The organism is Pseudomonas soli (assembly GCF_900110655.1).
In the GTDB taxonomy this organism is placed as follows: domain Bacteria; phylum Pseudomonadota; class Gammaproteobacteria; order Pseudomonadales; family Pseudomonadaceae; genus Aquipseudomonas; species Aquipseudomonas soli.
Map to the genome: position 1 here is coordinate 62,385 of NZ_FOEQ01000011.1, position 26,012 is coordinate 88,396.

Annotated in this window: 25 protein-coding genes; 11 read left to right on the plus strand and 14 right to left on the minus strand. The window is 65.4% G+C overall.

Features of this window, described 5'->3' with window-relative positions:
- The first annotated feature begins 6 nt into the window (after positions 1-6).
- A complete protein-coding gene (locus tag BMY03_RS20625; protein WP_094012135.1) occupies positions 7-816 on the plus strand; it encodes a substrate-binding periplasmic protein in 810 nt (269 codons plus the stop codon).
- A gap of 30 nt (positions 817-846) precedes the next feature.
- Here BMY03_RS20625 and BMY03_RS20630 read toward each other — a convergent pair whose 3' ends face one another.
- Positions 847-1,128, minus strand: a complete 282-nt coding sequence (locus BMY03_RS20630; RefSeq protein ID WP_094012136.1) for a hypothetical protein — start codon at positions 1,126-1,128, stop codon at positions 847-849.
- 309 nt (positions 1,129-1,437) lie between these two features.
- Between BMY03_RS20630 and BMY03_RS20635 the strand changes: the two genes are divergently transcribed.
- Positions 1,438-3,525: a putative bifunctional diguanylate cyclase/phosphodiesterase gene (locus BMY03_RS20635; protein ID WP_094012137.1), complete on the plus strand. Its 2,088-nt coding sequence runs from the start codon at positions 1,438-1,440 to the stop codon at positions 3,523-3,525.
- Here BMY03_RS20635 and BMY03_RS20640 read toward each other — a convergent pair.
- Entirely contained in the window at positions 3,522-3,785 is a 264-nt protein-coding gene (locus BMY03_RS20640; protein WP_094012138.1) for a DUF1652 domain-containing protein, read from the minus strand. The two genes, BMY03_RS20635 and BMY03_RS20640, sit on opposite strands and share 4 nt — an antisense overlap.
- Before the next feature lie 291 nt (positions 3,786-4,076).
- On the opposite strand from BMY03_RS20640, the gene BMY03_RS20645 reads away from it, so the two are divergent.
- A complete protein-coding gene (locus BMY03_RS20645) occupies positions 4,077-5,303 on the plus strand; it encodes a pyridoxal phosphate-dependent aminotransferase (RefSeq protein WP_094012139.1) in 1,227 nt (408 codons plus the stop codon).
- Here BMY03_RS20645 and BMY03_RS20650 read toward each other — a convergent pair.
- Together BMY03_RS20650 and BMY03_RS20655 are read right to left on the minus strand one after the other, a co-directional pair.
- Positions 5,220-5,876 (minus strand): DUF1345 domain-containing protein, encoded by a 657-nt coding sequence (locus BMY03_RS20650; RefSeq protein WP_023630793.1) that lies wholly within the window; start codon positions 5,874-5,876, stop codon positions 5,220-5,222. The genes BMY03_RS20645 and BMY03_RS20650 overlap by 84 nt on opposite strands.
- 69 nt (positions 5,877-5,945) lie before the next feature.
- Complete coding sequence (locus BMY03_RS20655) at positions 5,946-7,127, minus strand: NnrS family protein (protein WP_094012208.1); 1,182 nt, start codon at positions 7,125-7,127, stop codon at positions 5,946-5,948.
- Positions 7,128-7,342: 215 nt separating this feature from the next.
- On the opposite strand from BMY03_RS20655, the gene BMY03_RS20660 reads away from it, so the two are divergent.
- On the plus strand, positions 7,343-8,257 hold the full coding sequence (locus BMY03_RS20660) for a site-specific integrase (RefSeq protein ID WP_023630795.1): 915 nt from the start codon (positions 7,343-7,345) through the stop codon (positions 8,255-8,257).
- A gap of 22 nt (positions 8,258-8,279) precedes the next feature.
- Here BMY03_RS20660 and BMY03_RS20665 read toward each other — a convergent pair whose 3' ends face one another.
- Both BMY03_RS20665 and gspG read right to left on the minus strand, forming a co-directional pair.
- A complete protein-coding gene (locus tag BMY03_RS20665; protein WP_094012140.1) occupies positions 8,280-9,458 on the minus strand; it encodes a type II secretion system F family protein in 1,179 nt (392 codons plus the stop codon).
- An 11-nt stretch (positions 9,459-9,469) separates the two neighbouring features.
- Entirely contained in the window at positions 9,470-9,895 is a 426-nt protein-coding gene (gene gspG / locus BMY03_RS20670; RefSeq protein ID WP_094012141.1) for a type II secretion system major pseudopilin GspG, read from the minus strand.
- A 185-nt stretch (positions 9,896-10,080) separates the two neighbouring features.
- Between gspG and BMY03_RS20675 the strand changes: the two genes are divergently transcribed.
- The 4 genes from BMY03_RS20675 to BMY03_RS20690 all read left to right on the plus strand — a co-directional run bounded on the left by BMY03_RS20675 (position 10,081) and on the right by BMY03_RS20690 (position 15,449).
- The gene (locus BMY03_RS20675; RefSeq protein ID WP_094012142.1) at positions 10,081-10,680 is read left to right on the plus strand and encodes a lytic transglycosylase domain-containing protein; all 600 of its coding nucleotides are present in this window, start codon (positions 10,081-10,083) and stop codon (positions 10,678-10,680) included.
- Between the two features lie 143 nt (positions 10,681-10,823).
- Entirely contained in the window at positions 10,824-12,269 is a 1,446-nt protein-coding gene (locus BMY03_RS20680; RefSeq protein ID WP_094012143.1) for an ATP-binding protein, read from the plus strand.
- Between the two features lie 290 nt (positions 12,270-12,559).
- Positions 12,560-14,053 (plus strand): sensor histidine kinase, encoded by a 1,494-nt coding sequence (locus BMY03_RS20685; protein ID WP_094012144.1) that lies wholly within the window; start codon positions 12,560-12,562, stop codon positions 14,051-14,053.
- The gene (locus BMY03_RS20690) at positions 14,022-15,449 is read left to right on the plus strand and encodes a sigma-54-dependent transcriptional regulator (RefSeq protein WP_094012145.1); all 1,428 of its coding nucleotides are present in this window, start codon (positions 14,022-14,024) and stop codon (positions 15,447-15,449) included. Before BMY03_RS20685 ends, BMY03_RS20690 begins: the two co-directional genes overlap by 32 nt.
- 165 nt (positions 15,450-15,614) lie before the next feature.
- Here the strand turns inward: BMY03_RS20690 and BMY03_RS20695 are convergent, their stop codons facing one another.
- The 3 genes from BMY03_RS20695 to BMY03_RS20705 form a co-directional block, all read right to left on the minus strand.
- Positions 15,615-15,914: a hypothetical protein gene (locus BMY03_RS20695; protein ID WP_023632980.1), complete on the minus strand. Its 300-nt coding sequence runs from the start codon at positions 15,912-15,914 to the stop codon at positions 15,615-15,617.
- Between the two features lie 108 nt (positions 15,915-16,022).
- Positions 16,023-17,375 carry a GntP family permease gene (locus tag BMY03_RS20700; RefSeq protein WP_038706074.1) on the minus strand — a complete coding sequence of 451 codons (1,353 nt, stop codon included), beginning with the start codon at positions 17,373-17,375 and terminating at the stop codon, positions 16,023-16,025.
- Positions 17,376-17,489: 114 nt separating this feature from the next.
- Entirely contained in the window at positions 17,490-18,029 is a 540-nt protein-coding gene (locus tag BMY03_RS20705; protein WP_094012146.1) for a gluconokinase, read from the minus strand.
- Between the two features lie 207 nt (positions 18,030-18,236).
- Between BMY03_RS20705 and gntR the strand changes: the two genes are divergently transcribed.
- Positions 18,237-19,256, plus strand: coding sequence for an HTH-type transcriptional regulator GntR (gene gntR / locus BMY03_RS20710; protein WP_094012147.1), 1,020 nt, complete (start codon positions 18,237-18,239; stop codon positions 19,254-19,256).
- A 112-nt stretch (positions 19,257-19,368) separates the two neighbouring features.
- Positions 19,369-20,055 carry an RHS repeat-associated core domain-containing protein gene (locus BMY03_RS20715; RefSeq protein ID WP_232888226.1) on the plus strand — a complete coding sequence of 229 codons (687 nt, stop codon included), beginning with the start codon at positions 19,369-19,371 and terminating at the stop codon, positions 20,053-20,055.
- A 105-nt stretch (positions 20,056-20,160) separates the two neighbouring features.
- On the opposite strand, the gene BMY03_RS20720 is transcribed toward BMY03_RS20715, so the two are convergent.
- On the minus strand, positions 20,161-21,018 hold the full coding sequence (locus tag BMY03_RS20720) for a bile acid:sodium symporter family protein (RefSeq protein ID WP_094012149.1): 858 nt from the start codon (positions 21,016-21,018) through the stop codon (positions 20,161-20,163).
- A gap of 173 nt (positions 21,019-21,191) precedes the next feature.
- On the opposite strand from BMY03_RS20720, the gene BMY03_RS20725 reads away from it, so the two are divergent.
- Positions 21,192-22,070 carry a Dyp-type peroxidase gene (locus BMY03_RS20725; protein ID WP_094012150.1) on the plus strand — a complete coding sequence of 293 codons (879 nt, stop codon included), beginning with the start codon at positions 21,192-21,194 and terminating at the stop codon, positions 22,068-22,070.
- 78 nt (positions 22,071-22,148) lie between these two features.
- On the opposite strand, the gene BMY03_RS20730 is transcribed toward BMY03_RS20725, so the two are convergent.
- From BMY03_RS20730 to BMY03_RS20745, 4 genes are all read right to left on the minus strand, one after another.
- A complete protein-coding gene (locus tag BMY03_RS20730) occupies positions 22,149-23,435 on the minus strand; it encodes an alginate export family protein (protein WP_232888233.1) in 1,287 nt (428 codons plus the stop codon).
- Between the two features lie 168 nt (positions 23,436-23,603).
- Complete coding sequence (locus BMY03_RS20735; protein WP_094012152.1) at positions 23,604-24,371, minus strand: SDR family oxidoreductase; 768 nt, start codon at positions 24,369-24,371, stop codon at positions 23,604-23,606.
- Positions 24,368-25,159 carry an SDR family NAD(P)-dependent oxidoreductase gene (locus BMY03_RS20740; RefSeq protein WP_244891347.1) on the minus strand — a complete coding sequence of 264 codons (792 nt, stop codon included), beginning with the start codon at positions 25,157-25,159 and terminating at the stop codon, positions 24,368-24,370. The genes BMY03_RS20735 and BMY03_RS20740 overlap by 4 nt, the downstream gene beginning before the upstream one ends.
- Complete coding sequence (locus tag BMY03_RS20745; RefSeq protein ID WP_038706079.1) at positions 25,156-25,974, minus strand: molybdenum cofactor biosynthesis F family protein; 819 nt, start codon at positions 25,972-25,974, stop codon at positions 25,156-25,158. Before BMY03_RS20745 ends, BMY03_RS20740 begins: the two co-directional genes overlap by 4 nt.
- Positions 25,975-26,012: the final 38 nt, after the last annotated feature.

The window sequence follows — 26,012 nt, forward strand, 5'->3', positions numbered from 1 at the left end:
AACGCCATGAGCGGACGTTGTCTGGGCTTGTCTGTGTGGTTGTCGTGCCTGCTGGCAGTTATTCCACTGCACGGCCTGGCCACAGACAGCTGCAAGCACCTCACCGCCACCGGCAACCCGGAGTACCCACCTTATCTCTGGCGCGACCCGCATAACCCCGAGCAACTTATCGGGGCCAATGCCGACCTGCTGAAGGAGGTGGCCAAGGACCTCGGCCTGGTGGTGGATGTGGTGTATGTCGGGCCGTGGTCCAGGGCGCAGGAGGAAGTGAGCAGCGGGCGCATCGACATGCTCGCCGGCTACTTTCGTACCCAGGCGCGCGAACTGTTGACCGACTTCATCAGCCCGCCATTTCTGTTCAATTCCAGCGTGGTCTGGGTGCGCAAGGGCGAGGGCTTCGCCTACAGCGACTGGTCCGACCTCAAGGGGCGACGCGGCGGAACGCTGGTCAACAATAGCCATGGCCAGGCGTTCGACGACTACGCCCGGGCGCAGCTCCACCTCGAAGCAGTGCCCAGCGCCACCCAGGCCTTCCAGAAGTTGCTGTTCAGGCGCAGCGACTACGTGATCTTCGAGCAGTATCCCGGCATGGCCCTGGCGCGCACGTTGGGCAAGGAAAAGGAGCTGGAGGTACTTGAGCCGCCGGTGTCCAGCGAAGGGCTGTACCTGGCGCTATCGCACAAGTCGGGTTGCAACCAGCCGGCACTGCGCGAACAGCTGGCGCGCAAGATGCGGGAGCTGGTGGCAGGGCCCTTGCCCGAACAACTGGTGGCCGAAAACCTGGAGCGCTGGCAGCGTCAACAGGCCGGAAAGTGAATCGGGCTGACGCGGCGCTGTCACGCTAGCTCAGCTCTTGCACTTGGCCACGACGACCTGGCAGGTCCGCGGCGTGCCCCCGGACCTGCCGGCGTAGCGCATGCAACTGTCCAGCGACTTCCTGCTCGCCATGGCCAGTGTCGGACCGAATGCCAGGCCGCCTTCGCCGCTGCTGGGCAGCGCCTTGGCATAGCAGTTGGAGCCTTGGGCGGCGTAGCGGGTGCTGGCGTGCTTGTTCGAACAACCGGTCGAGACGAACAAGGTGATGGCGAGCAGGGCGAGGCGCACTGCATGCCGGGGCAGGGTGGCCATTGCAGGCTCCGGGAACGGCGTGGTGGTGTGTTGAGCTTAGCCGGAGTCGCTTCGCTTGGCTTGGTGTTTCTCGTGGTCAGGGATGCCAGATCGATGGGTTTGCCCGCGGTCGATGCCATGAGCAGAAGCAAACGACAAGTGGCATTATGCCTCCAGTTACTCGCGCAAAGGCTCTAACCCCTTCACTGCAGGGCTTGCGAGCGGATTTTGGATCCATCGAGAAGCGCGAAAAGCCCGTGCGTTTCAGCAAAGCTTGAGTACAATCATCGGCTTTTCCCCGGCCTGCCGGGTTCGTTCCTGGAAGTGCGAATGCTGATCGGTAGCTACTCCTCCTCGCTGGTGTTGATCTCGCTGTGCGTGGCCATCCTTGCCTCCTACACGGCCCTGGACCTGACCGGGCGCATCGCCACGGCCAAGGGCCGGGCGGTGTACCTGTGGATGGGCGGCGGGGCATTGGCCATGGGCATCGGCATCTGGTCGATGCACTTCATCGGCATGCTGGCGTTCAGCCTGCCCATCGAGCTGGGTTACGACACTGCGCTGACCGGCCTGTCGCTGCTGATCGCGGTGGCTTCGTCGGGTTTCGCCCTGTGGCTGGTGAGCCAGCCAAAGCTACCTTGGCTACAACTGGCCTTCGGTGCCTTGATCATGGGCACCGGCATCGCCTGCATGCACTACATGGGCATGGCCGCTCTGCGCATGCAACCGGGCATCGACTACGATCCGACGTTGTTCGGCGCCTCCCTGGCCATCGCGGTGGGGGCTTCGGCGGCGGCGCTTTGGATAGCCTTCCGCCTGCGCCAGCACACGCCCTATGTACGGCAGATCCGTGGCGTGGCGGCGGTGGTGATGGGGATCGCCATCGTCGGCATGCACTACACCGGCATGGCGGCGGCCAACTTCCCTGCGGGCAGTTTCTGCGGGGCATTGACCACGGGATTGGCGGGGGACGGCCTGGATTACCTGGTGCTGATCACTACCTTGGCAGTGCTGGCGGTGGCCTTGCTGACTTCGGTGCTCGATGCCCGGCTGGAAGCGCGTACGGCAGAACTGGCACGCTCGCTGACCCTGGCCAACCAGGAACTGACCCAGTTGGCCTTGCACGACACCCTGACCGGGCTGCCCAACCGCACGCTGCTGGCCGACCGGATCGACCAGGCCATCGGCCGCGTTGCAGAGCAGGGGGGCTGTTTCGCGCTGATGTTCATCGACCTGGACGGCTTCAAACCGGTCAACGACGCCTTCGGCCACCATGTCGGCGACTTGCTGCTCAAGGCGGTGGCGGCGCGGTTGCGCGGCCACCTGCATAGCCAGGACACCCTGGCGCGCATCGGCGGTGACGAATTCGTGCTGCTGGTGGAGTTGGACGAGCCCGATGACGCCATGAATGTCGCGGCCAAGCAAGTCAACCTGATGTCCAAGCCGTTCCGTGTGGCCGAGCATGACCTGCAGTTGTCGGCGAGCCTGGGCATCGTGATGTATCCCGGCAACGGCCTGGACCAGCACGAACTGCTGCGCAACGCCGACGCCGCCATGTACCACGCCAAGAGCGCCGGCAAGAACGGTTACAGCTTTTTCGATGGTTCGATGAACAGCAATGCGCGCCAGCAACTGCAGCTGCTGCAGGATCTGCGCACGGCCCTGGACCATGGCCAGTTCCGCCTGCACTATCAGCCCAAGTTCGATGCCGCGCAGCGTCTGCCCATCGGTGCCGAGGCCCTGCTGCGCTGGGAACACCCGCAACATGGGCTGATGCTGCCGGACCGTTTTATCGGCCTGGCGGAAAAGACCGGGCTGATCATACCGATCGGCGAATGGGTGTTGGGTGAAGCCTGTCGGCAGATGCGCCAGTGGCTGGGCCAAGGCAATGAGCAATGGCGAATTGCGGTGAACCTGTCGGCCATCCAGTTCTGCCATGTCGGGTTAGTCGACAGCGTGGCGCGGGCGCTGGAGGAAAACGACCTGCCGGCCAATCGCCTGACCCTGGAAATCACCGAAACCACTGCCATGCGCGATGCCGACGCCAGTCTCCAGGTGCTTCAGCGCCTCTCGGACATGGGCGTGGACCTGTCCATCGATGATTTCGGTACCGGCTATTCCAGCCTGATGTACCTCAAGCGCCTGCCGGCTAACGAACTGAAAATCGACCGCGGTTTCGTGCGCGACCTGGAGCAGGATAGCGATGACGCAGCGATCGTCTCGGCCATCGTCGCCCTGGGCCAGGCACTGGGCTTGCGCATTGTCGCCGAAGGCGTCGAAACCGACGGCCAGCAGGAATTCCTCACCCGCCTGGGTTGCGATTCGCTGCAAGGTTATCTGCTTGGCCAGCCGGTACCGCCCGACCAGTTCATGAAAGGATTGCAGGCGCTCAATGCGCGTCAGGCTCAGGTAGGCTAGACAGCGCTGCGCAGTGGGCTGGCGAGCAGGTCGAAGGTCTCCATCTCGGCCTCCACGGCCTCGATGATCCGCTCGACATCGGTGGCGTGCATGATGGTTGCGCAGGGAATGCCGGCAATGGCCAGCAGCGTCTCGCCGGTGGCACGGTCGAACAGCCGGGCGACCATGCTGCGCGGAGCGTCCATGCTGGCCTCGAAACCAAGCGGATGAAAATGCCAACGCATCACCTGGCAGGCGTTGGGGAACGTCATCTTGTTCATGCCAGCCTCCTTGTTCGTGAACGTGGTGATTGCAAAGCCGTATCAGGGTACACCGTCCTGGCCGTCAGGACTCTAACCTTAGCACCTGCCATGTCAGTATTCGCAGGAAAATATGGCAAATGTACTAATGCATGACGGCCTTCACAGTCCTGTCACGATGAACGGTGGTTTCGCAGGGGCCAGGCAAACGTTTTCCCCGTGGGTGGCGCCCGGCAGCCAGCAGCGCTCTGCTATGTTTACCCTCAGCGCTTTTCGGACCAGCGGTGCCGGCCGGCAGACAGGGAGACAGTCATGCGGTATTCCACGCTCACCCAACGCATCGCCGGTCACGCAGCTGCGGCTTGGGACATCCACTATCAGGCCCTTGAGCAGCGCCGTCAGGGGCGCGAGATCTTCCTGCTGTCGGTGGGCGATCCAGACTTCGACACGCCAGCCCCGGTGGTCGAGGCGGCTGTTGCCAGCCTGCGTCGAGGCGAAACCCATTACAGCGATGTACGCGGCAGCCTCGCCCTGCGCCAGGCTGTGGCGCGCCACTGTCAGCTGGCCGACCCCGAGCGTGTGGTGGTGACCGCCGGGGCCCAGTGCGGGCTGTTCGCGACCTGCCAGTGCCTGTTCGAGGCGGATGACGAGGTGATCGTCGCCGAGCCCATGTACGTCACCTATCAGACGGTTTTCGGTGCCTGCGGCGCGCGCGCCGTGCAGGTGCCGGTGCGGCCGGAGCAGGGGTTCCGCCTGGACCCAGCGGAAGTGGCCCGGGCGATCACGCCGCGCACTCGCGCGCTTCTGCTCAACAGCCCGCACAACCCCACGGGGACGGCAATCGGCCTGGCTGATCTGAAGTGCCTGGCGCGGTTGTGCCAGGAATACGACTTGTGGCTGATCTGCGACGATGTCTACCACTCACTGCTTTACGACGGCGAGGCAGCGAATCCACTGGGCCTGCCGGGCATGACCGAGCGCTGTGTGTCGATCGGCAGCCTGTCCAAGTCCCACGCCATGAGTGGCTGGCGCGTCGGCTGGGTGATCGGGCCGCCGGAATTCGCCCGACACCTCGGCAACCTGGTGATGAGCATGCTGTTCGGCCTGCCGGAGTTTGTCATGCAGGCGGCCTGCGTGGCCCTGGATCAGGCTGGAGATGAGGTACGGCGGATGCGCGAGGTGTACCGGGCGCGGCGCGACCGGGTGTGCGCCTCGCTTGAGGATTGCCCCGGCATCCATGCGCATCAGCCAGCCGGGGGCATGTTCGTGATGCTCGATATACGTGGTACCGGGCTCAGCGCCCAGGCGTTCGCCCAGCGTCTGTTGAACGAAGAGGGCGTGGCACTGTTGCCGGGTGATGGCTTCGGGCCCAGCGCGGCGGGGCATGTGCGGCTGGGATTGGTGCTCGCGGCGCAGGTGCTGGCACAGGTATGCCAGCGCATCCGCAACTGTGCCTCACGCGCCCTGGCCGAGCAGCCCGGCCGCGATATTGATGGTGAACCCCAGGATCGCCGTATTGAACACGAAGCCTACCAGTGAGTGGGCCAGCACCACCCGACGCATGGCCCGCCCGCCGACGCCGATGTCCGAGGTTTGCACGGCGACATTGATGGTGAACGAGAAGTAGTGAAAGTCCCAGTAGTCCGGGTTGCGCTCGCCATCGGCAAAGCGCAGCGGGGGCTCATGGCGGTCACCGGTGTAGAACAGTCGGGCGTAGTGCAGGCTGAAGATGCAGCCGATCAGCAACCAGGAACCCGCCACCGTCAGCCCGGTGTACAGGTAGTGCAAGGCCAGGGCACTGCCTTCCAGGCCGCGGCTGGACACCAGTTGCAGGGTGACCGCCGCCAGGCTGGCGATGGCCGAGACGCACACGGTGATCAGCACCAGGCCGGCGTTTTCATCTTCGATGCGGGCGACCTTGCGCACCCGCTCGGCATTGGCCCGCAGGCTCAGCCACAGGACCATGGCCAGGTAAAGCCAGACGCCGAGGTTCCAGCCGACGAGGATATGCTGCACGGTATCGCCGGCGGGGATCAGCCAGCCGCCGAGCAGGCCGGCCAGGGTGGCAATGCTCAGGCGCGGGTGGGTGCGAGTGAGGTGGTGGAAGGCCATGCGGTCCCTTGGCGGTTGAACGTGACTTCAACTGTAGACCAGATGCGGCCCTGTCGCGGGGCCAGCCCGCTAGCCCGGCATGCCGTCCACCCGCGCACGCAGCAGGATCGGCAGGTAGTGCCAGAGGAACAGCAGCAGCGCCGCGCTGGCGAACAATACCGACAACCCCAGCCCCAGCGGCGTGAACGGCGCTACGATCACGCGCGCCAGTGCCGCCAGCTGGATCAGTGCGAATGCCCAACTCATGCTGCGGGGTACCTGAAGAGGGCGTCCGGTATGCCCCAGGCTGACCCGCGCCATCATCGCCACGATCAGCCCGGTCATGGCGCCGACCGTCAGTGCATGGGCGGCCAGGCTAGGGTTGATCGGCACCCCGGCATGCCACAGCGCCAACCCCAGGCAGGCGGGAATCAGCCAGGCGTAGGCCAGGTGCAGCGACCACAGCAGCGGCATATGCCACAGGCCACGGTCGTGCCACAGCACCAGGCGCACACCATGCAGCACGGCCAGGGCGGCGAACAGCACGGCCATCAGGGGGTGTGATGCGTCGTTGAGTCCAAGCACATAGGTCAGCGGCAGCGCCACGCTGCCCAGCAGGCAGGCGCGGTCCAGCCATGGCCGGGCCGGCGTCGGGCTCATGATGCCCAAGCCACGGCGGGTGAAGAACGGGATGACCCTGCCACCTATCACACTCATCATCGCCGCCACCAGCCACAGCCCGGCGAGTACGCCTCGCCGTTGCCACAGCGGGTCGTCGCGCAGCCAGCCTATGAGGGTCAGCCACTGGCAAGCCGCGATGAGCAATACCAGGCCGATGATGGGGTAGTTGTTGCGCAGCCGTCGCTGGATGATCGGTCGCGCCAGGGCCAGCGCCACCAGGGGCAGGAACGCGCCCTCTATCAGCACCAGGAGCCAGGCGGGCAAGGGCAGGAACCAACTTGCCCGGCCCAGCAGCCAGAGCAGGAACAGTCCCTGCAGCGGTCGGCCACTGAGACCCGGGATGCCACTCCAGTTCTGCACCGCCGTGAGCAGGAAGCCGGCGACTATGGCCACAGCGAAGCCAAACAGCATTTCGTGACGGTGCCAGGCGAGCATTCCGCCGGCCGGTTCGAGCTCGTATATGCCGACGAGCACGCCGGACCACAACAGCAGGGCAACCAGGGCGAACAGGCTGCCGCCGAGGAAGAAGGGTCGAAAACCCAGGGCCCAGAGAGCCTGGCGGGGGCGGGCGGTGATCGGCTGGACGAGCATGGCGAGGACCTTGGTTCGATCGAAATGGTTGAATGGGGTACCATCACGAACCATGCCAGCGTTCAAAAGCCTTGAATATCAAGGTGATGGCACTATTTGTAGTTATTATGACTTCTTTATGATGTAGTCTTTTTGACCTTTGTCATGGTTTAAATGACTCGCTTTGCTTCGCCTTGCCTCGATAACCAGGGCGGCTTTGCTACAGGATCCCCGTTGTGACCGACCTCCTGCGCAATCCACTGCTGCAGTACCTCGCCCGTCTGGCCCCGTCCAGCCAGCTGACCATGCGCTACATCCTTCAGGACGCCGCCGACCGCCTCGGGTTTGCCGACTGCGATATCGCCGAGGTGCCCTGGCACCGCCTCGAGCCTGGCCATGTGATCGCCCTGGTCGCTGCGCTGCGTGCCGATGGTTACGCGCCCAACACATCGTCGTTGTACGTCAATGCCGTGCGTGGAGTGATGAACGAAGCCTGGCGCCAGGGTTTGATCGAGCACGAGCAGTTGTTGATGATCCGCGAGGTCAAGCCAGCAGCTGGTAGCCGCCTGCCACCGGGGCGCAACTTGCGGCGCAGCCTGATCCGCGAGCTGATGGACGTGTGCGCCGCCGACCCGCGCCCACAGGGTGTGCGAGACGCAGCCATCCTGGCGTTGCTCTACGGCACCGGGATGCGCAAATCGGAATCGGTCGATGTGAACCTTGACCAGGTGGATTTCCAGGAGCGCAGCGTGCAAGTGCTGGCCAAGGGCAACCGTCAGTTGGTCAAGTATGCCCCGGCCTGGGCCTTCGACAAGTTGCAGGCCTGGCTCGACCTGCGTCGCCAGCACCTGCCGGCCGGCGAGCGTGACGACAGCTTCCTGTTCAACCGCATCCGCCGTGGCAGCCACATCACCCGCGCGCGCATCACCAAGCACGCCATCTACTACATCGCCCGCCAGCGCGGGGCACAGGTGGGCGCCAAGATCATGCCCCATGATTTTCGCCGGGCATTTATCACCCGGGTGATCGAGGAACACGACCTGTCGATCGCGCAGAAGCTTGCGCACCACGCCAATATCCAGACCACCGCCGGGTATGACCGACGCGACGACAACGAGCGACGCAGGGCGGTGGAGCGCTTCGACTACTGATCACTGCATTTGCCTGCAAGCATTAGTGAATGCTTGATGCCAGTTCGAAGATCGGCATGTACATCAGGATCACGATCAGCCCGATCAGCAGGCCGATAAAGGTCATCAACAGCGGCTCGAACAATTTCACGAACCACTCTACCCAGCGGCCGATTTCCTGGTCGTGGAAGTCGGCGCAACGCTCGAGCATCTCACCCAGGTTGCCCGATTGTTCGCCGGCACGCAGCAGGCGCAACGAGACGGGGGTCACCAGTTGGCCGGCCTGCAGCGCATCGGACAACGGCAGGCCCTCGGCAACCCGTTGGCTGGCCTGCTCCAGACCCTCGGCCGCAGTGCTGCCCAGCAGGCCGCGGGCCATGCCCAGCGCGGTGAGGATGGGAATGCCCCCTTGCAGCAAGATCCCCAGCGACCGGTAGAAGCGCGCCAGCTCATACATCATCAGGCGCTGGTGCAGCGCGGGCAGTCGGAGCAGCAGGCGGCCGGCGCCACGGCGCACGGCCGGGTGGCGGCGCAGGGCGACGAGGGTGCCGACGCCGACAAGCGTACCCAGCCCCAGCGGCAACTGCTGGGCATGCAGGAACAGACCGATCTGCATCAGCACTCGCGACAGCCACGGCAGTTCGGTCCCCATGCCCTCGAACACCAGGCTGAAGCGGGGCACCACGTACCCCAGCAGGAACAGCACCACGCCGCCGCCCACCAGCAACAGCAGTAGCGGGTAGACCGAGGCACCGACCAGCTTCTGGCGGACCAGATCCAGCCGCTGGCGATAGCTGATGTAGCGGGTGAGGGCATCGCCCAATGCGCCGGTGCGCTCGCTGGACTGCACCAGGGCCACGTACAGGGTGGGGAACACCCGCGGCTGCTGGGCCAGGGCCTGGGACAGCGAGCGCCCCTCATAGAGTTGGCGCACCAGTTGCTCCAGGGTCTTGCGCGTCGCGCCGCCCGGGGCTTTCTCGGTCAGGCTCTCGAGGGCGTCGATCAGCGGCAGGCCGGCGCCGAGCAAGGTGGTCAGCTCCTGGCTGAACAGCATCAGGTCGAACGCCGCCACGCGTCGTCGCAGGGCCAGCCCCTGGCTGCGCACGCTGAGCACGCGCAGCCCCTGGTCCTCGGCCTGGCGCCGGGCCTGGTCGCTGTCCTCGGCCTCCACCTGCAATTGCACCACGCCCTGGCTGCCCAGGGCCTTGAGCTGATAGCGCATGGCCGGGTTCCTCATTGCCAGCTGGTGATTTCGGCGTTTTCGCCGTCACCACCGGGTTGGCCGTCCTTGCCCATCGACAGCAGGTCGTACTCGCTGCCGTTCTCGCCGGGCTGCTTGTAGATGTAGGGGCGGCCCCAAGGGTCCTGTGGCACGGCCTTCTGCAGGTAGGGGCCCGACCAGCGCGCTTCGCCACCTGGCGCGACCACCAGGGCCTGCAGGCCCTGCTCGCTGCTGGGGTAGTGGCCGACCTCCAGGCGATAGAGGTCCAGGGCCTTGCCCAGCCCCTCGATCTGCGCCCGGGCCACCTTGGCCTCGGAGCGGCCCAGCTGGCTGAAGTACTTGGGCGCGACGATGCCGGCCAACAGGCCCAGCACCACCAGCACCACCAACAGTTCAAGCAGGGTGAAGCCGCGTTGGGTACGGATGCTGCGTTGCATGGTGAAACCCTCCGGTGCATTTACCCCAGCCATGCAACAGCCGTGCACGTCTGCCCCGGGCCCTTGCGCCATGGGCCGCAGAGGCGGCACGCGGCTTGCGTCGTAGTCGCAAAGCCCGGGTTAACGGGGCATCTCCCCCACTTCGGGGGGCACGCTTGGGTTATTTGCGGCGGGAGGCGAACGACATGCGAGGACTGATCCTGGGGCTGGTGGCGGGGCTGATGGCATTCGCCGCCCAGGCCGACATCTATGTCTCGAGCGATGGCAAGGGCGGCTTCGTGCTGTCCAACGTGCACCGGCCTGGCCGGCACTACGACCGGGTCATCAGCGAACGCCCGACAGCGGGCGGGCCGGTCAATGCGCAACTGATCACCGGGCGACCCTACGCCGACCTGGTGGCGGCCGCCGCGCTGGCCCACGGTGTACCCCAGGCGTTGCTGCATGCGCTGATCAAGGCCGAGTCCGGCTATAACCCCAAGGCTCGCTCGGCCAAAGGTGCGGCGGGGCTGATGCAACTGATGCCGGACACGGCGAAGGAGATGGGTGTCAAGGATGTACTCGATCCACAGGCCAACGTGCAGGGTGGGGCGCGCTACCTCAAGCGCATGCTCACGTTGTTCGACAACGACATCACCTTGGCCGTGGCGGCCTATAACGCGGGGCCTGAGGCGGTTCTCAGCCGTGGGCGGGTGGTACCGCCGTTCGCCGAGACCCAGCGCTACGTGCCGAATGTGTTGCGTGACTATCGCCTGCTGCGCGGGCTGGCTGGGGATGCGCCGCTTTGAGGGGGGCTCCGTGATCCTTGCAGCGTCTGCAAGGGACGCGGTGAGCACCTGCCGGCCCTCACGCGCTCAATAGCCTCACCTGAGCCATGCTTTCCCCAACTTTGGGCTATAACCTGTAAAGGTGCCCAGTCGTGGAGCCCGCCATGGACCTCGCCCCCCGTCACGACACGCTGCAGCCGAGTGAAGCCGGCCCGGCGCGCAAGCCATTCCACATGCTGCGTTGGTACGCCTGGGTCAGCCTGGCGATCATCCTGTCGGTGGGGGGCGGCCTGGGCGTGATCTCCAGCCGCTTCATCATTGACGAGAGCGTGGAGCGCGATGCCTTGCTCACCGCCCAGTTCATTACCTCCATCGCTGACGCCGAAGTGCGTCATGTCGCGATCCCCAATGTGCGCACCATGGGCGAATTGCTCGACCCACGTACCGACCATGCCTTGCCCGATGTCGATCCCGAGGCGCGGCGCCGAGCCCGTGGCGAGTTCCTCGACCATATTGCGCACTTGCCGGACATGCTCCTGGCCAATATCTACGCACCCGACCGCACGGTGATCTGGTCGAGCAACCCGGCGCTGATCGGCAAGCTGATCGCATCGGATGACGACCTCGACCGGGCCTTCGAGTACAAGATGCGCGTGTCGGCCAGCTACCATGACTTCGAGCAGGCGCGCAGCGAGCAGAAGTTCGTCACCCCGCCCGAGCAACTGTTCATCGAGAACTACATCCCCTTGTTCGACGCCGACGGCGAAAACGTCATGGCGATGGTCGAAATCTACAAGGAACCCCACGACCTGATCGCGCGCATCGAGCACGGCCTGCTGCTGATCTGGCTGGCCATCGCCGTGGGTGCGGGCCTGGTGTATGTCGGCCTGTACGGCATCATGCGCCGCGCCGCGCGGCTGATGGCGGTGCAGCAGCAGCGGCTGATCGGCAACGAAACCTTCGTGGCCCTGGGCGAGGTGTCGTCGGCGGTGGCCCACAGTCTGCGCAACCCGCTGGCCAGCATTCGCTCCAGCGCCGAACTGGCCCAGGCTTTCGACGATGGCCCGGCGCAGAAGAACATCAGCGACATCATCAGCCAGGTCGACCGAATGTCGCAGTGGGTGCGTGAGCTGTTGCAGTCGTTGCGACCGCTCGGTGACGAGGCCGTGCCGGTGGATGTGGCGCAGAGCCTGCGCGACAGCCTGCAGGCGTTCACCCAGGCGCTTGAGCGCGGCGGCGTGCGCTTGCTTGTGCCTGAGCTGCCGAGCGTCAAGGTGCTGGGCCAACCGGTGCTGCTTGGGCAGATCTTCAGTTGCCTGATCGTCAACGCTCTGGAGTCCATGGAGGCCGGTGGCGAGCTACGGGTCGAAGTGGTACGCCACGACCGCCGCAGCCTGAGCCTGCGGCTTTCGGACACTGGCAAGGGCATGAATGAACAACAGCAGCGCCTGGCGTTCCGGCCATTTTTCACCACCAAGCAAGGCGGCGTTGGGGTGGGGCTGATGCTGGTCAAGAGGATCATGGAGCGCTTCGGCGGCTCGGTTCGGTTGAGCAGTCGTGAGGGGGCGGGGACCCGGGTAATATTGAATTTCAAGGTGACAGGTATTTAATCTCTAACATTAAATTCCTTTCATAAGATATTGATTTATATGTAATTGTTATCAATTGGGTAACCTATACCCAACAGTGGGGGTTTACCCAAAGAGTGAAATCAAGAAAACGTTACAAGCCAATGATCTAAAAAGAAAAAACCAGTACACCGTTATTGGCCAGGTTTTTGCTGTCACTCTTTCAGCCCGCGCTGAAACTTTCGGCAGGGGCTCGGTGGATTCACTTTGCTACTGCCAGTAGCAGAGCAGCATGCCGGTGAGCCTCATCGGCCTCCAGGTGGGACGACGCGATGCAGACGCTCGAAAACAGTGCCCCCGACAAGGCCGCGCCGCCCGCTAGCGAGTTGGCCACACCGTTGCAGGAGTTCAACCTGCTACGCTGGTTCTCGCTGGTCAGTCTGCTGATCATCGCCTCGGTGGCCGGTGGCCTGGGCTACGTTTCGACCCGTTTCGTGGTGCGCGACAGCGTGGAGCGCGATGCCATGCTCACCGCCCAGTTCATCCAGGCCATGGCGCAGGCCGAGGTGCGGCACTCGCAGCTGCCGCCGGGTATCACCATGGGTGAATTGCTCGATCCGCGCCTCGACCAGCAGCACCTGCAGTTCACCCCTCAACAGGCCGAGTCGACAAGGGTAGAGTTCCTTGACCACGTCGCGCACCTCCCCGACACCTTGCTAGCCAATGTTTATGCCCGCGACCGTACGGTGGCGTGGTCGACCAACCCGCAGCTGATCGGCCAGCGCATCGATGAAGATGACGACCTGGAGCACGCTTTCCGCTCGCGAAAGTCGGTGTCGGCCAGCTATCACAAGGCCGACGAGGAGCGCGAAGAACAGAAGTTCCAGCGCGAGCCCCGGCACCTGTTCATCGAGAACTACATCCCCTTGTTCGACAGCCAGGGCGAGCAGGTGCTGGCGATGGTCGAGATCTACAAGGAGCCGCATGACCTGGTGCGGCGCATCCATCGCGGTTATGTGCTGATCTGGGCCTCCACACTGGTCGGAGGGGCGCTGATCTACTTCGGGCTGTTCTGGATCGTGCGCCGCGCCGCCAGCCTGCTGCATCACCAGCAAGACCGCCTGGTGGCCAGCGAAACCTATGTGGCCCTGGGCGAGATGTCCTCCGCGCTGGCCCACAGCCTGCGCAACCCGCTGGCCAATATCCGCTCCAGCGCAGAACTGGCCCAGGACATCGCCAGCCCGGCGGCGCAGAAGAACATCGGCGACATCATCACCCAGGTCGACCGCATGTCGCGCTGGGTCCGCGACCTGCTGGTGTCGCTGCGCCCGACCAGCGACGAAGCCGAGTCGGTCGACCTGGTGGCGGCTGTCGAGGATGCGCGGCAGGCCTTCGCCCCGCAGATCGAGCGCAACAACGTGCGCTTCGCCTTCCACGGGCCAGCGACGCAATGGGTGGCCAGCCAGCCGTTGCAACTGACGCAGATCCTCAACAGCCTGTTTGCCAACGCCCTGGAGGCCATGCCCCAGGGTGGCGAGCTGCGCGCCGAGGTGCGCCAGCTGGAGGGGCAGCAGGCGCAACTGCAGCTCAGCGATACCGGCAAGGGCATGAGCGAGCAGCAGCGGCGCATGGTGTTCAAGCCGTTCTTCACCACCAAGCAAGGCGGCCTGGGTGTTGGCCTGGCCCTGGTCAAAAGGATCATGGAGCGCTTTGGCGGCGCGGTTGAACTGACCAGCCGCGAAGAGGAAGGAACCCGCGTCAGCCTGACTTTCAATATTGCAGCGGGAGGGGACCATGGAGCACAGCATCCTGGTGGTCGAGGATGATGAAATCCTTGCCGACAACATTCGCACCTACCTGAACCTCAAAGGCTTCGAGGTCACGGTGTGCCACAGCGCGGAACTGGCGCTGGAGCAGATCAAGCGCGCCCGGCCCGACGCCGTGCTGACCGACAATTCGCTGCCTGGCATGAGCGGCCACGAGCTGTTGCGCACGCTGGTGGCGCAGGCACCGGAGCTCAAGGTGATCATGATGACCGGCTACGGCAACGTCGAGGACGCCGTGCTGGCCATGAAGGAGGGTGCGTTCCACTACCTCACCAAGCCGGTGGTGCTGGCCGAGCTCAAGCTGATGCTGGACAAGGCCCTGGCCGCCGAGCGCATGGAGCGCACGCTGTCGTTCTACCAGGAGCGCGAGGCGCAGAAATCCGGGTTGCAGGCCTTGATCGGCGAGTCGCCGGCCATGCTCGAACTCAAGCACACCTTGCAGCAGCTGCTCGATGCCGAGCGGCGCATGGTCAGCGGCGACCTGCCGCCGGTACTGGTCGAAGGCGAGACCGGCACCGGCAAGGAGCTGGTGGCGCGCGCCCTGCATTTCGATGGCAGCCGGGCCAAGGGGCCGTTCATCGAGTTCAACTGCGCCTCGATTCCGGCCAACCTGCTGGAGGCCGAGCTGTTCGGGCATGAGAAAGGCGCCTTCACCGATGCCAAGGAGCGTCGCGTGGGCCTGGTCGAGGCGGCCGACGGTGGCACCCTGTTCCTCGACGAGATCGGCGAGATGGACCTGGTGCTGCAGGCCAAGCTGCTCAAGCTGCTGGAGGACCGCACCATTCGCCGTATCGGCGCGGTCAAGGAGCGTAAGGTCGACCTGCGGGTGATCAGCGCCACCAACTGCAACCTGGAGCAGATGGTCCAGCAGGGCAAGTTCCGCCGCGACCTGTTCTTCCGCCTGCGCATCATTGCCCTCAAGGTGCCGCGCCTGTTTGCCCGTGGCCAGGACATCTTGCGCCTGGCCCGGCACTTCCTGGCCCACCACGGGCGGCGCTACGGTAAGCCCAACCTGCGCTTCTCGGCCGAGGCCGAGGCGCTGATGCTGGGTTACAGCTGGCCTGGCAACGTCCGCGAATTGCGCAACATGCTCGAGCAGACGGTGTTGCTGGCGCCCAGCGAGGTGATCAGCGCCCACCAGTTGAACCTGTGCATGACCTTGGTCGACGAACCGCTGGCGCAGCCGGCGCAGGTGCTGGCATTCGAGGCGCCACGCCATGAGCCAGCGGCAGCGGCCAGCCTGCCGGACATGGAGCGCGACATGGTCTGCCGCACCCTCGACCGCACCGACTGGAACGTCACCAAGTCGGCACGGCTGTTGGGGCTGTCGAGGGACATGTTGCGCTACAAGATCGAGAAGCTTGGGTTGACCCGGCCGGACAAACGGCAGTGGTGAGCGGGCGGGCTGATTGCCTGTCAGTTTCGCGTTTGTGGGGCTGCCATGCAGCCCATCGCCGGCAAGCCGGCTCCCACAGGTACAGCGCAGAATTCAGCAATTGCGCGGTCCCTGTGGGAGCCGGCTGGATCGTACTGTGCTGAGTAACGCCTGGTTTCACAAAGCTTAGGGCTTACCGCCGTTGCCCGACCCTCCGCCTTCACGCCCCATCCCCTCCGAGCCGCTGTCCCCCATCCCCGGCAGGTCGCGATCATTGTTCTGCTCGGCCGGCGGGCTGTCCGGGTCATTGCCCTTGATCCGCGGGTCGGTATCCCGTGGCATGGGCTTTTCAATCGGGTTGAGGGTGCTATCCACGCCGGGCTTGGGCGCCGGGTTGTGCGGGTCGTCAGGGTAGGTGGCGCCGGTACCGGCGGCGAAGGCCAGGGGCGAGGCGAGCAGGGCGGCAAGCAGGAAGGAATGTTTCATGCGGGCAAGCTCCTTTGCGATGACAAGAAGTCGGCCCTGCCTGCGCAGGGCCTTGTTCTCATTTGGGCCATGACCCCATCAGCAAGGTGCCATCACGGCGACCAACGGTCACACCACCATCGACAGCAACATGATGAAGATGATGCCGACCACCGAGAGGATGGTTTCCATCATGCTCCAGGTCTTGAAGGTCTCGGCCACGGTCATGTTGAAGTACTGCTTGACCAGCCAGAAACCGGCGTCGTTGACGTGGGACAGGATCAACGAGCCGGCGCCGGTGGCCAGCACCAGCAGTTCGCGGTTGACCCCCGGCACCAGGTCGATCACCGGGGCGACGATGCCGGCACCGGTGATGGTGGCCACCGTGGCCGAGCCAGTGGCGATGCGGATCACCGCCGCCACCAGCCAGGCCAGCATGATCGGCGAGATCTCGGCCTGCACCGCCATCTGTCCGATCACGTTGCCCACGCCGGTGTCCACCAGCATCTGCTTGAAGCCGCCGCCGGCGCCGACGATCAGCACGATGGCGGCGGTGGGGGCCAGGCTCTGGTCGAGCATCTTCATGATCTGCTGGCGGTTGAAGCCACGGGCCGAACCGAAGGTGTAGAAGGCCAGCAGCAGGGCAGCGAGCAGGGCGGTGATAGGGTGGCCGATCAGGTCCATCCACTGGCGCACGATGTGCTCGGCTGGCAGTACCACGTCGGCGAAGGTCTTGAGCAGCATCAGCACCACCGGCAGCAGCACGGTGATCAGGGTCACGCTGAAGCTGGGCAGGTTCTGCTGGTTCGACTCGCGAGCGATCTGGTCCATCAGCTCCTGGGACGGGTTGCCAGGGATATAGCGCGAGATGAAATTACCGAACAGCGGGCCGGCAATCACCGCAGTGGGCAGGGCCACCAGCAGGCCATAGAAGATGGTCTTGCCGATGTCGGCATGGAAGATGCCGATCGCCAGCAACGGCCCCGGGTGCGGTGGCACCAGGCCGTGCACCACCGACAGGCCCGCCAGCAGCGGGATGCCGATCTTCACCAGCGACACGCCGGAGCGGCGGGCGACGATGAACACCAGCGGGATCAGCAGTACGAAGCCGATCTCGAAGAACAGCGGGATGCCCACCAGGAAGGCGGCGAACATCATTGCCCAATGCACCTTCTGCTTGCCGAAGGCGCGGATCAGGGTCTGGGCGATCTGGTCGGCGCCGCCGGAGTCGGCCATCAGCTTGCCGAGCATGGTGCCCAGGGCCAGGACGATGCCGACGAAGCCGAGCACGCCGCCGAAGCCGTCCTGGAACGACTTCATCACCTTGGCCACCGGCATGCCGGAGGTCAGGCCGAGAAAGCCCGCGGCTATGGTGAGGGCGACGAAGGGGTGGACCTTGAAATGGGTGATCAGCAGGATGAGCCCGACGATGGTGACCAGCGCGTCAAGCAGCAGGAAGGTATCGGTAGCCAGTCCGAACATGGTTCGTGAACCTCGGTCTTTTCGTTGTTGTTTTGGTATCGCGTGTCTTGCGTCATTGCGCCTGCGAAGGCATGGAGACAGCGCTGTCTTTGGTGAGCCGGAAAAACCGCCGGATCAGGCAGTCCGCGCCAGCGCCTGCTCACCGCAAGGCTTTAGCCACTGGTGCACGTCCTCGGCCAGCGTAGGCAGCGGGCGGGTGGCGTCCAGGGCCAGGGTCAGGGGCTCTGCGTGCGGCGGCTCCAGCGCTGCGAACTGGCTGTCGATCAGGCTGGCCGGCATGAAGTGACCGGGGCGCGCCAGGACGCGTTTCTCGGCTTCTTGCGGGGTCAGCTCGAGAAACACGAAGCACAGCTCGGGCACGGCCAGGCGCAGGGTGTCCCGATAGCGGCGCTTGAGGGCCGAGCAGGTGAGGATCGGGCGTTCACCCGCAGCGAGGCTGGCCTGCAGCTCCTCGCCCAGGCGCACCAGCCAACCGGCACGGTCGTCGTCGTTCAGGGGAATGCCGGCGCTCATCTTGGCGATGTTGGCGGCGGGGTGGAAGGCATCGCCTTCGATCAGGCGGCCGCCGCTGCGGGTGGCAATGGCGGCGCCGACGCTGCTTTTACCGCAGCCGGCCACGCCCATGACCACGATCGCGGACAGGGAAGTGTTCATCTGTACCTCCTGCTGGGTGAGATAGCGCTGTCTCGGTCGGGACGAGCCGAAAATCCTGCGCCACCCTCCCGGGTGTTATTGATCTTGTCTTTGGCAGTATGGACGCTGAACGCATGCCTGCTACCAAGATTGCATTGCCTGCATCCAGAGACAGCGCTACCTTAGTGACCGTTCCCCATTCCTGCAAGCAGTAAAATTACAATACTCATGTCCCGTACTGGCTCGCGTACTACCGGTCGTCCCACCCTGGCTGAAGTCGCCAGGCTTTCCGGGGTTTCCCCCATCACCGCCTCCCGCGCCCTGCGTGGCGTCAGTACGGTCGCACCGGAGCTGGCGCAGAAGGTCATGGCCGCGGCGGCGAGCCTTGGCTATGTCGCCAACCCGGCGGCCCGCGCGCTGGCGTCGGCGCGCAGCCAGTCGGTGGTGGTGTTGATCCCCTCGTTGTCCAACCAGCTGTTCATCGACACCCTCGAGGCCATTCACGAGGTGATGCGCCCCCGCGGCCTGGAAGTGCTCATTGGCAACTATCACTACGATATCGCCGAGGAAGAGAACCTGATCCGCAACTACCTGGCCTACCAGCCCTGCGGCGTGCTGCTCACCGGCTTCGAGCGCAGCGAGGCCTCGCGGCAGATGCTGGCCGCGAGCCAGGTACCGTGCGTGCACATGATGGAGCTGGGCGGCGAGGGCGATGCCTTGTCGGTAGGATTCTCCCAGCATGCGGCCGGACGCGCCGCGGCGCGGCACCTGATCGAGCGTGGCCGCCGACGCCTGGGGTTCATCGCCGCGCAACTCGACCCTCGGGTAATGCAGCGCGCCGAAGGCTTCCGTCAGGCCCTCGCCGAGGCCGGTCTGCAAGCCCCCGAGCTCGAAGTGCTCGACCCGCAACCCTCGTCCATCGGTCTGGGCGGCACGCTGTTCAGCCGCCTGCTGGCGAAGGCGCCGGATGTCGACGGCATCTTCTTCTGCAACGACGACCTGGCCCAGGGCGCGGTGCTGCAGGCGTTGCGCGAAGGCATCGAAGTGCCGGGCCGGGTGGCTATGGTCGGTTTCAACGACCTGCCGGCCTCGGCGCACATGGTCCCACGCCTGACCTCGATCCGCACCCCGCGCGCGGCGGTCGGGCGTGGTGCTGCTCAGGCGCTGCTGGCGTTGCTCGATGGCAAGCGGGTGGCTACCGGTCAGCAGGACCTGGGGTTCGAGCTGATGGTGCGCGAGAGTTCCTAAGGCCGGCGCAGCGTTGGCTGTCACCTAGCGTGCGGCGCCCACCTGGCAAAAATGTCAGTTGTGGTCGGTCGCCAGAAGCAGGACGCTGTGGCTTTCCGGCAGAGGACAGGCCGTGCCCCACTCTCGATTGCTGTACACGGATGCCCATGGCTCGGTGTTGCGCGCCCAAGGTGAAACAGGTCAGTCGGTGCTGGCCTATACCGTGCACGGCCATGATGCCAGGACTCGGCCGGTCAGTCCGTTCCTGCGCTTCAATGGCCAGGCCCCAGAGAAGTTGTCCGGCAACTATCTGCTGGGTAATGGCTATCGGACATACAGTCCGACACTGCTGCGCTTCACCTCGCCAGACGGCTTGAGCCCGTTTGGTGAGGGTGGTTTGAACGCCTATGCTTACTGTGCGGGTGACCCGATCAACAGCGTCGACCCTTCGGGGCATGCGCCTGGGAAAAAGCGTAACCCGACTGGCGGATGGCTGTTAGTGAAGAAATTCGTACGCAAAAAACTGGCGCTGGTCGAGGATGCCACCACCTTTGCAAAACTGTTTGTAGAGGTGCTCAAAAAACCGACCTGGTCGAACCGGTGGGCTGTAGTCAAGCAAACCGGCAAGATGGCAATCAAGTACGGGCCTGTTGCTCCCGTCTATTGGGTATATGACTGGCTGCGCCCAACACCGTCCGTGCCAGACCAAGTGACGGCCCCTTCCGTGCCTGCCGCCCCCCACGCTGGTGCACCTAACGGCCCAGCTGACGGCCAGTCGCCGTCAGACACACGCAACAAGCTACGGGGCGACAGTACATAAAACGGAGAGCACTCCGACCTGGAGAGGAAACCTTCGACCTCCAGCTGCAGAAGGCGCAGGGCAGCGCTCGACTCACGATGGCTGCTCTGCCACGTTCTCCAGTGCTTACCCGCGGCTGACCCACCAGCCGAACCCCGCCGCGGTGAAGAACATGATCAGGCTGTAGATCGCCGCCGGCACCGCCATGGTCGCGTTGTTCAGCAGCGACGGGCTCAGGGCCAGCGCGATGGCCAGGGTGCCGTTGTGGATGCCGATCTCCATGCCGATGGCGATCGCCTGGCGTTTCGGGATGTTCAACAGGCGTGGCACCCAGTAACCCACGCCAAGGCTGAGCAGGTTGAACAGCAACGCGGCGCCACCGACGATCGGCGCGTACTCGACTACGGTCTGCCAGTCCTTGGCCAGGGCCAGGACGATGGTGAAAGCCAGGAACAGCGCCGCGACGATCTTCATCGGCTTCTGCATTCGCGCGGAGAAGCGCCGCGCCCAGTAACGGATCAGCATGCCCAGGGCCACCGGCAGCAGGACGATGGCGAACACCTGCATGACCTTGGCGAATTGCAGGGGAATGGCCTGGTCCGATGCCATGAACCACATCAGCGACAGGTTCACCAGCAGCGGCATGGTGAGGATGGCGATCAGCGAGTTGACCGCGGTGAGGGTGATGTTCAGCGCCACGTCGCCGTGGGCCAGGTGGCTGAACAGGTTGGCCGTGGTGCCGCCGGGCGAGGCGGCCAGCAGCATCAGGCCCACCGCCAATGCCGACTCAAGGCCAAAGCCGTTGGCTATCAGGAAGCACACCAGTGGCAGCAGCAGGATCTGGCAGGCCAGGCCGATCACCACCGGCTTGGGGTACTTCACCACCCGGGCGAAGTCGGCGAGGGTCAGCGAAAGCCCCAGGCCGAGCATGATGATGCCCAGGGCCAGCGGCAGGAGGGCGGTGAGCAAGGGGGAGGCGGTCATGGGCGGTCTCTTGGGCGAAGGATCCCGAGGAGTGTAGGTGGGTGCGCAATGATAGCTAATCGTGTCTGGACGATCTTGGTAACCGTTTGTTACTGGCCTGATGACGCCATGTCGCGTTGCGATGCCGGGCCTGTGGCAGTAGCATTCGCGCTTTTGCCGAGGATTAGCCCGTCATGCCGTTCCAGCAAGGTCTGCTTGCCACCCCGGTGCCGGCCCACGCCCGTCACCTGTTCTTTGCCCTCGATTCCCTGGAAGCGCTGCCCGCCGTTCTTGACCAACTGTTGCCGCAAGTCGATGGCCACAGCCTGATCCTGGCCGTCGGCGCGCCGCTGGCCAAGGCCCTGGGTCGTGAGGTGCCGGGCCTGCGCAGTTTCCCGCAACTGGACGCGGTGGTGGAGAACCCGGCGACCCAGCACGCCCTGTGGCTGTGGCTGCGCGGTGCCGAGCGCGGCGAGCTGTTCCTGCGCGCCCAGGCACTGCAGCAGACGCTGGCGCCGGCCCTGCGCCTGGTCGACAGCGTCGACGGCTTCCTGCACCGCGGCGGCCATGACCTGACCGGCTACGAAGACGGCACCGAGAACCCGGTGGACGCAGACGCCGTCGCCGCCGCCATTGTGCCGGGCGACATCCCCGGCCTGTCGGGTTCGAGCTTCGCCGCCTTCCAGCTGTGGAAGCACGACCTGGGCTACTTCAAGTCGCTGCCCCAGGCCGAGCAGGACAACATCATCGGTCGCCGCCTGAGCGACAACGAAGAGCTCGACGACGCGCCCGAATCCGCCCACGTCAAGCGCACCGCCCAGGAGAGCTTCGCGCCCGAAGCGTTCGTGGTGCGGCGCTCGGTGGCCTGGACCGATGAGCGCGGCGCGGGCCTGGCGTTCGTCGCCCTGGGCTTCTCGCTGGACGCCTTCGAGGTGCAGCTGCGGCGCATGAGCGGGCTGGAGGATGGCGTGGTCGATGGCCTGTACCGCTTCAGCCGGCCGTTGAGTGGCGGGTATTACTGGTGCCCGCCGCTGGGTGAGCAGGGCGCAGACCTGCGTCTGTTGCTGGGCTGACAGGTCCTCATCGCGGGGCAAGCCTGCTTCCACGTCTCGGGCCTGATGCCCATCAGCGTGGGCTTGCCCCGCGATGACTCAGAACGGCACCGCCACCGTCAGCTGGCTGTAGACGTTGGTCCCGCTGCCCACCTGGTTGCCGCCATTGCTTTCATCCTTGCGCGGTTTGAACAGCCCCAGCAGCGGGGTGACGATCAGGTGCTCGTTGACCGCCCATTCCACATACAGGTCCAGCTCCTGCGCATCGAGGTTCAAGGTGTCGCGGCTACGCACTGTGTCGAAGTCGAAGAACAGCGCGCCGAGGGTCAGATTGTCCCGTGGCGTGGCCTTCAGACCGACATGGTGGATGCCGCTGTTGGTGTTGAAAGGCCCGGCGTAGTTGCCGGCGACCTCGCCCTGGATCCAGGTGCCATAGCCGCTGGAAAGCCCTGTGAACAGCAGGTCCCAGCCTGCGGAGTAGCGGGTGTAGCGGTAGGTCAGCTGCGGCGCCCAAGGGGTGTCGGCGAAGGTGTAGGCCGCTTCGCCGTACCAGGCCGTCTCATGCCCGCCGCGCTTGTCCTGCCAGGCATATTCGAAGGCCAGCCGGGTGTTCGCCAGGCCCGCACTGCCTTCACCCCGCAGGCTGTATACATCCATGCCTTCGCGGGCCTTCTGGAACTCGCTGGCCCACTGGTCGGTCACGTCGATGCCGTGGATATAGGTCAGGCCCAGGGTACCCAGGTCATGGGTGTAGTCCAGGGTGCCGGCCGCCAGCTCGGTTTCGGCCTGTGCGCGGTTGTCGGACTTGAGCCACAGCACACTGCCATGCAGCCCCTCCTGGCCGCCCAGGCGCAGCACCGCGGTGCGGTCGAAGGCGTGGCGCGCGCCCAGATAGAAGCCGCCGCCACGGTTGAGCTGGCCGTCGGCCGGGCCCTTGCCCAGGTTGGGGCCGTCGTCGTTGATCAGGAAGCCGCTGCCCAGGCGGATCACCTGGCGGCCGCCGGACAGGTCCACGCCATCCTTGCCCAGCAACGGGAACAGGTCGCCCGAGCGCCAGCCCAGGTAGGCGTCCTCGATCTTGGTGGTGCGTTCGGAGCCGTCCTGGTTGCCGCCGGCGTCGCCGTCGCCCCAGGCGCCTGAGCTGACCCAGTTGAGGGCGCCATACAGGCTGCCGTTGCCGGCCAGGCCCTGGTCGCCGCTGAGGCCGTACTTGATGAAACCTTCGCGCCATGTCGAGCCACCGGGGGTGCCATCGTAGTTGTGGCGGCTGTTGAACATGCCCCAGACCGCGAGCAGATCGGCGTTCAGGTGGCTGTCGTCGTCGGCATACAGTTCGTAGGCCGGGCTGGCCTGGCCATGGACCAGCAGGGTCAGTGCCGTGGCCATTGCGGTGCGACGTGGAGTGAGACGCATGGATCGATCCTCGTTTTTTGTGTGCGGTCTTGAGTGCCGCGTTGTTGTGGAGGCAGTGTCGAAAGGTGACGGGCTATTAGCGCGTGGAACGCTGGCGGTGGTCTTGCCCGTGGCTGCCAGCGCTCTTGCATGTCGCCGCCATCACAGGCGCGCGGCGGTCTCCGGCAGGGTGGCGCCACCGTCGACCACAAGGGTCTGGCCGGTGATGTAGCGGGCGGCGTCGGAGGCCAGGAACAGCATCGCGGCAGCGATATCGGCGGGTTCCCCCAGTCGCCCCAAGGGCACGCCCGCGGCGATCCGGGCGTTTAACTGGGTATCGCCGAGGTTGCCCATGGCCGGGGTGCGCACCATCCCCGGTTCCACGCCGTTGACCCGTACATTGAACTGCGCCAGTTCCAGTGCGGCGTTGCGGATGAAGCCGTTGACCCCGGCCTTGGACGCGGCGTAATGGCTCAGGCCCGGATAGGCCACCCGCGGGCCGGTCACCGAGGAGGTAGCCAGCACGCAGCCGCCACCTTGGCGGCGGAATAGCGGCAAGGCGCCTTGGGTGAGCCAGAACAACGCCCCCAGGTTCACCGCCAGGGTCCGTTGCAGCAGCGCCGGGTCGATCTCGGCGAACGTGGTAAGCGGGAAGTACGCGGCGTTGTGCACCAGCACATCCAGGCGTTCCAGCTTGGCTAGCAAGGTGTCGATCGCAACGGGGTCGGCCAGGTCCAGCGTTTCCCCCCGCACGTCGTGACCCAGGACCCGTTGTGCCTCCATCAGGCGCTCAAGTGCTGGCGAATCGAGATCCACGGCCATCACCTGGGCACCGCCTCGGGCGAAACCCTCGACGATGGCCTGACCGATCCCGCCCGCCGCGCCGGTGACCAGCACGGTGCGACCCTCGAAGTCGTAGCACGCTTTCATGCCGACGGCTCCAGGTGGGTGAAGGCCAGGGTCGGCACATCGACCACGGTCGAGCCGCCGTCGGCGGCGATCACCGCGCCGGTGACGATGCTGGCCTCGGCGCCGACCAGGAACTGGCATACGGCGGCTATTTCATCACTGCTGGCTGGGCGGCGCAGCGGGACGTCGGCGGTGACCCGGCGGTAGGCGCCATCAAGGTCCTCCTGGTGGTGGTCCATCAACGCCTGCATCTCCTTATCCGCCATGGGCGTGCGCACCCAGCCCGGACAGACGCAGTTGACCCGCACGCCGAAGGGCCCATAGTCGCGGGCCAGTGAGCGGGTCAGGCCGACCAGCGCATGCTTGGCGGTGGTGTAGCCGCACACCTCGGGCCCGGCGCCCAGCGCGGCGATGGAGCCCAGCAGCACCAGGCTGCCACGCCGCTCGCGCAGCAACGGCAGGCACGCCCGGGCGGTGTGGAAGGCGCTGTCGAGGTTGCTGCGCATAGCCTCGCGCCAGGCGCTGTCGCTGGTCTGCTCGGCCGCGCCCAAGCCGTGGCCGCCAGCGCAGGCTATCACCGCATCGAGGCCGCCGAACCGCGCGCGTACCTGCTCGATGAACCCCACCCAGTTGCCACTGTCCGCGGCATCGCCGGCCAGCACCAGGCCATCGCACTGCTGCGCGACGCGCTCCAGTACCTCACGGCGGCGGCCCACCAGTGCCACCTGCCAGCCCTGGCGGGCCAGGCGCAGGGCGCAGGCTTCTCCGATGCCGCTGCCGGCCCCGGTGACCAGCACGCTGCGGCTCACTGCGCATGCTCCGTGCGGTTGAGCACCCGGCAGTGGGACGACACCGGGAAGTTGGCCAGCGCATCGAAGCCGCCGCCCTGGTAGCCGAAGATCTTGCCGTCGCTGCGGTGCCGCGCCAGGTCGATCATCACCAGGCCCAGGGTGGGCACGATCTTCTCGCACCAGACGAACAGGTACAGCTGCTCGGCGATCTTGTAGTAGTACGCCCGGTCGGTGTCGCACAGGCCCTGTTCGACACCCTTGAGGCACTGCCAGCTGTAGTAGTCGGCATTGAGGTAGATGTGCTCGTACTCCTCGGTGGGGCTGTAGCGGTAGTGGTTACGCAGGCCAACCAGCTCGGTGGTCGGCGCGTGGGGGCAGGCGCCGGCCTGCCAGGGGCGGTCGATGCTGCCGTGCAGGAAGCTGGCTTCGACGCCGGTCAGTGCTTCGCCGGCCAAGGCCAGGGCGTACAAGCCGCGCTGGGTGCGGGCCTGGTCGGGCAGGCGGCCGAGCACGGCGGTGAAGGCCTGCTCGAGAGTGTCGAGCACCAGCGACACCGACCAGGCCTGGCCGGCCTCGTGCTTGATGAAGTCGACCAGGTAGATACCGGGGCGCACCGAAGTGGCTCGGTAGTCGGCGCTGCCGCTGCTGTGGCCGTCCGCCGCGTGCCAGTGCAGGCGCTCGCTGTCGAAGCGGTGCTCGATGATCCAGCCATTGGCGAAGTGCAGGGTGAGCGAGCGCCCGGACAGGTCGGCCAGTTGCGGCAGGATGAAGGCCTCGGGTGCGAAGCCTTCGGCGAGGGCGCCCACGGTGATCCAGTCGGTTTGCTTCGGCATGTCGTTGACTCCTGTGTTGGGATGCTGCCCGGCATTTA

Excerpts from the sequence above, each read along its gene's own strand:
- BMY03_RS20625 (WP_094012135.1), top strand. The coding sequence starts at position 7 with ATGAGCGGACGTTGTCTGGGCTTGTCTGTGTGGTTGTCGTGCCTGCTG.
- BMY03_RS20630 (WP_094012136.1), bottom strand. The coding sequence starts at position 1,128 with ATGGCCACCCTGCCCCGGCATGCAGTGCGCCTCGCCCTGCTCGCCATC.
- BMY03_RS20635 (WP_094012137.1), top strand. The coding sequence starts at position 1,438 with ATGCTGATCGGTAGCTACTCCTCCTCGCTGGTGTTGATCTCGCTGTGC.
- BMY03_RS20640 (WP_094012138.1), bottom strand. The coding sequence starts at position 3,785 with ATGAACAAGATGACGTTCCCCAACGCCTGCCAGGTGATGCGTTGGCAT.
- BMY03_RS20645 (WP_094012139.1), top strand. The coding sequence starts at position 4,077 with ATGCGGTATTCCACGCTCACCCAACGCATCGCCGGTCACGCAGCTGCG.
- BMY03_RS20650 (WP_023630793.1), bottom strand. The coding sequence starts at position 5,876 with ATGGCCTTCCACCACCTCACTCGCACCCACCCGCGCCTGAGCATTGCC.
- BMY03_RS20655 (WP_094012208.1), bottom strand. The coding sequence starts at position 7,127 with ATGCTCGTCCAGCCGATCACCGCCCGCCCCCGCCAGGCTCTCTGGGCC.
- BMY03_RS20665 (WP_094012140.1), bottom strand. The coding sequence starts at position 9,458 with ATGCGCTATCAGCTCAAGGCCCTGGGCAGCCAGGGCGTGGTGCAATTG.
- gspG (WP_094012141.1), bottom strand. The coding sequence starts at position 9,895 with ATGCAACGCAGCATCCGTACCCAACGCGGCTTCACCCTGCTTGAACTG.
- BMY03_RS20675 (WP_094012142.1), top strand. The coding sequence starts at position 10,081 with ATGCGAGGACTGATCCTGGGGCTGGTGGCGGGGCTGATGGCATTCGCC.
- BMY03_RS20680 (WP_094012143.1), top strand. The coding sequence starts at position 10,824 with ATGGACCTCGCCCCCCGTCACGACACGCTGCAGCCGAGTGAAGCCGGC.
- BMY03_RS20685 (WP_094012144.1), top strand. The coding sequence starts at position 12,560 with ATGCAGACGCTCGAAAACAGTGCCCCCGACAAGGCCGCGCCGCCCGCT.
- BMY03_RS20690 (WP_094012145.1), top strand. The coding sequence starts at position 14,022 with ATGGAGCACAGCATCCTGGTGGTCGAGGATGATGAAATCCTTGCCGAC.
- BMY03_RS20695 (WP_023632980.1), bottom strand. The coding sequence starts at position 15,914 with ATGAAACATTCCTTCCTGCTTGCCGCCCTGCTCGCCTCGCCCCTGGCC.
- BMY03_RS20700 (WP_038706074.1), bottom strand. The coding sequence starts at position 17,375 with ATGTTCGGACTGGCTACCGATACCTTCCTGCTGCTTGACGCGCTGGTC.
- BMY03_RS20705 (WP_094012146.1), bottom strand. The coding sequence starts at position 18,029 with ATGAACACTTCCCTGTCCGCGATCGTGGTCATGGGCGTGGCCGGCTGC.
- gntR (WP_094012147.1), top strand. The coding sequence starts at position 18,237 with ATGTCCCGTACTGGCTCGCGTACTACCGGTCGTCCCACCCTGGCTGAA.
- BMY03_RS20720 (WP_094012149.1), bottom strand. The coding sequence starts at position 21,018 with ATGACCGCCTCCCCCTTGCTCACCGCCCTCCTGCCGCTGGCCCTGGGC.
- BMY03_RS20725 (WP_094012150.1), top strand. The coding sequence starts at position 21,192 with ATGCCGTTCCAGCAAGGTCTGCTTGCCACCCCGGTGCCGGCCCACGCC.
- BMY03_RS20730 (WP_232888233.1), bottom strand. The coding sequence starts at position 23,435 with ATGGCCACGGCACTGACCCTGCTGGTCCATGGCCAGGCCAGCCCGGCC.
- BMY03_RS20735 (WP_094012152.1), bottom strand. The coding sequence starts at position 24,371 with ATGAAAGCGTGCTACGACTTCGAGGGTCGCACCGTGCTGGTCACCGGC.
- BMY03_RS20745 (WP_038706079.1), bottom strand. The coding sequence starts at position 25,974 with ATGCCGAAGCAAACCGACTGGATCACCGTGGGCGCCCTCGCCGAAGGC.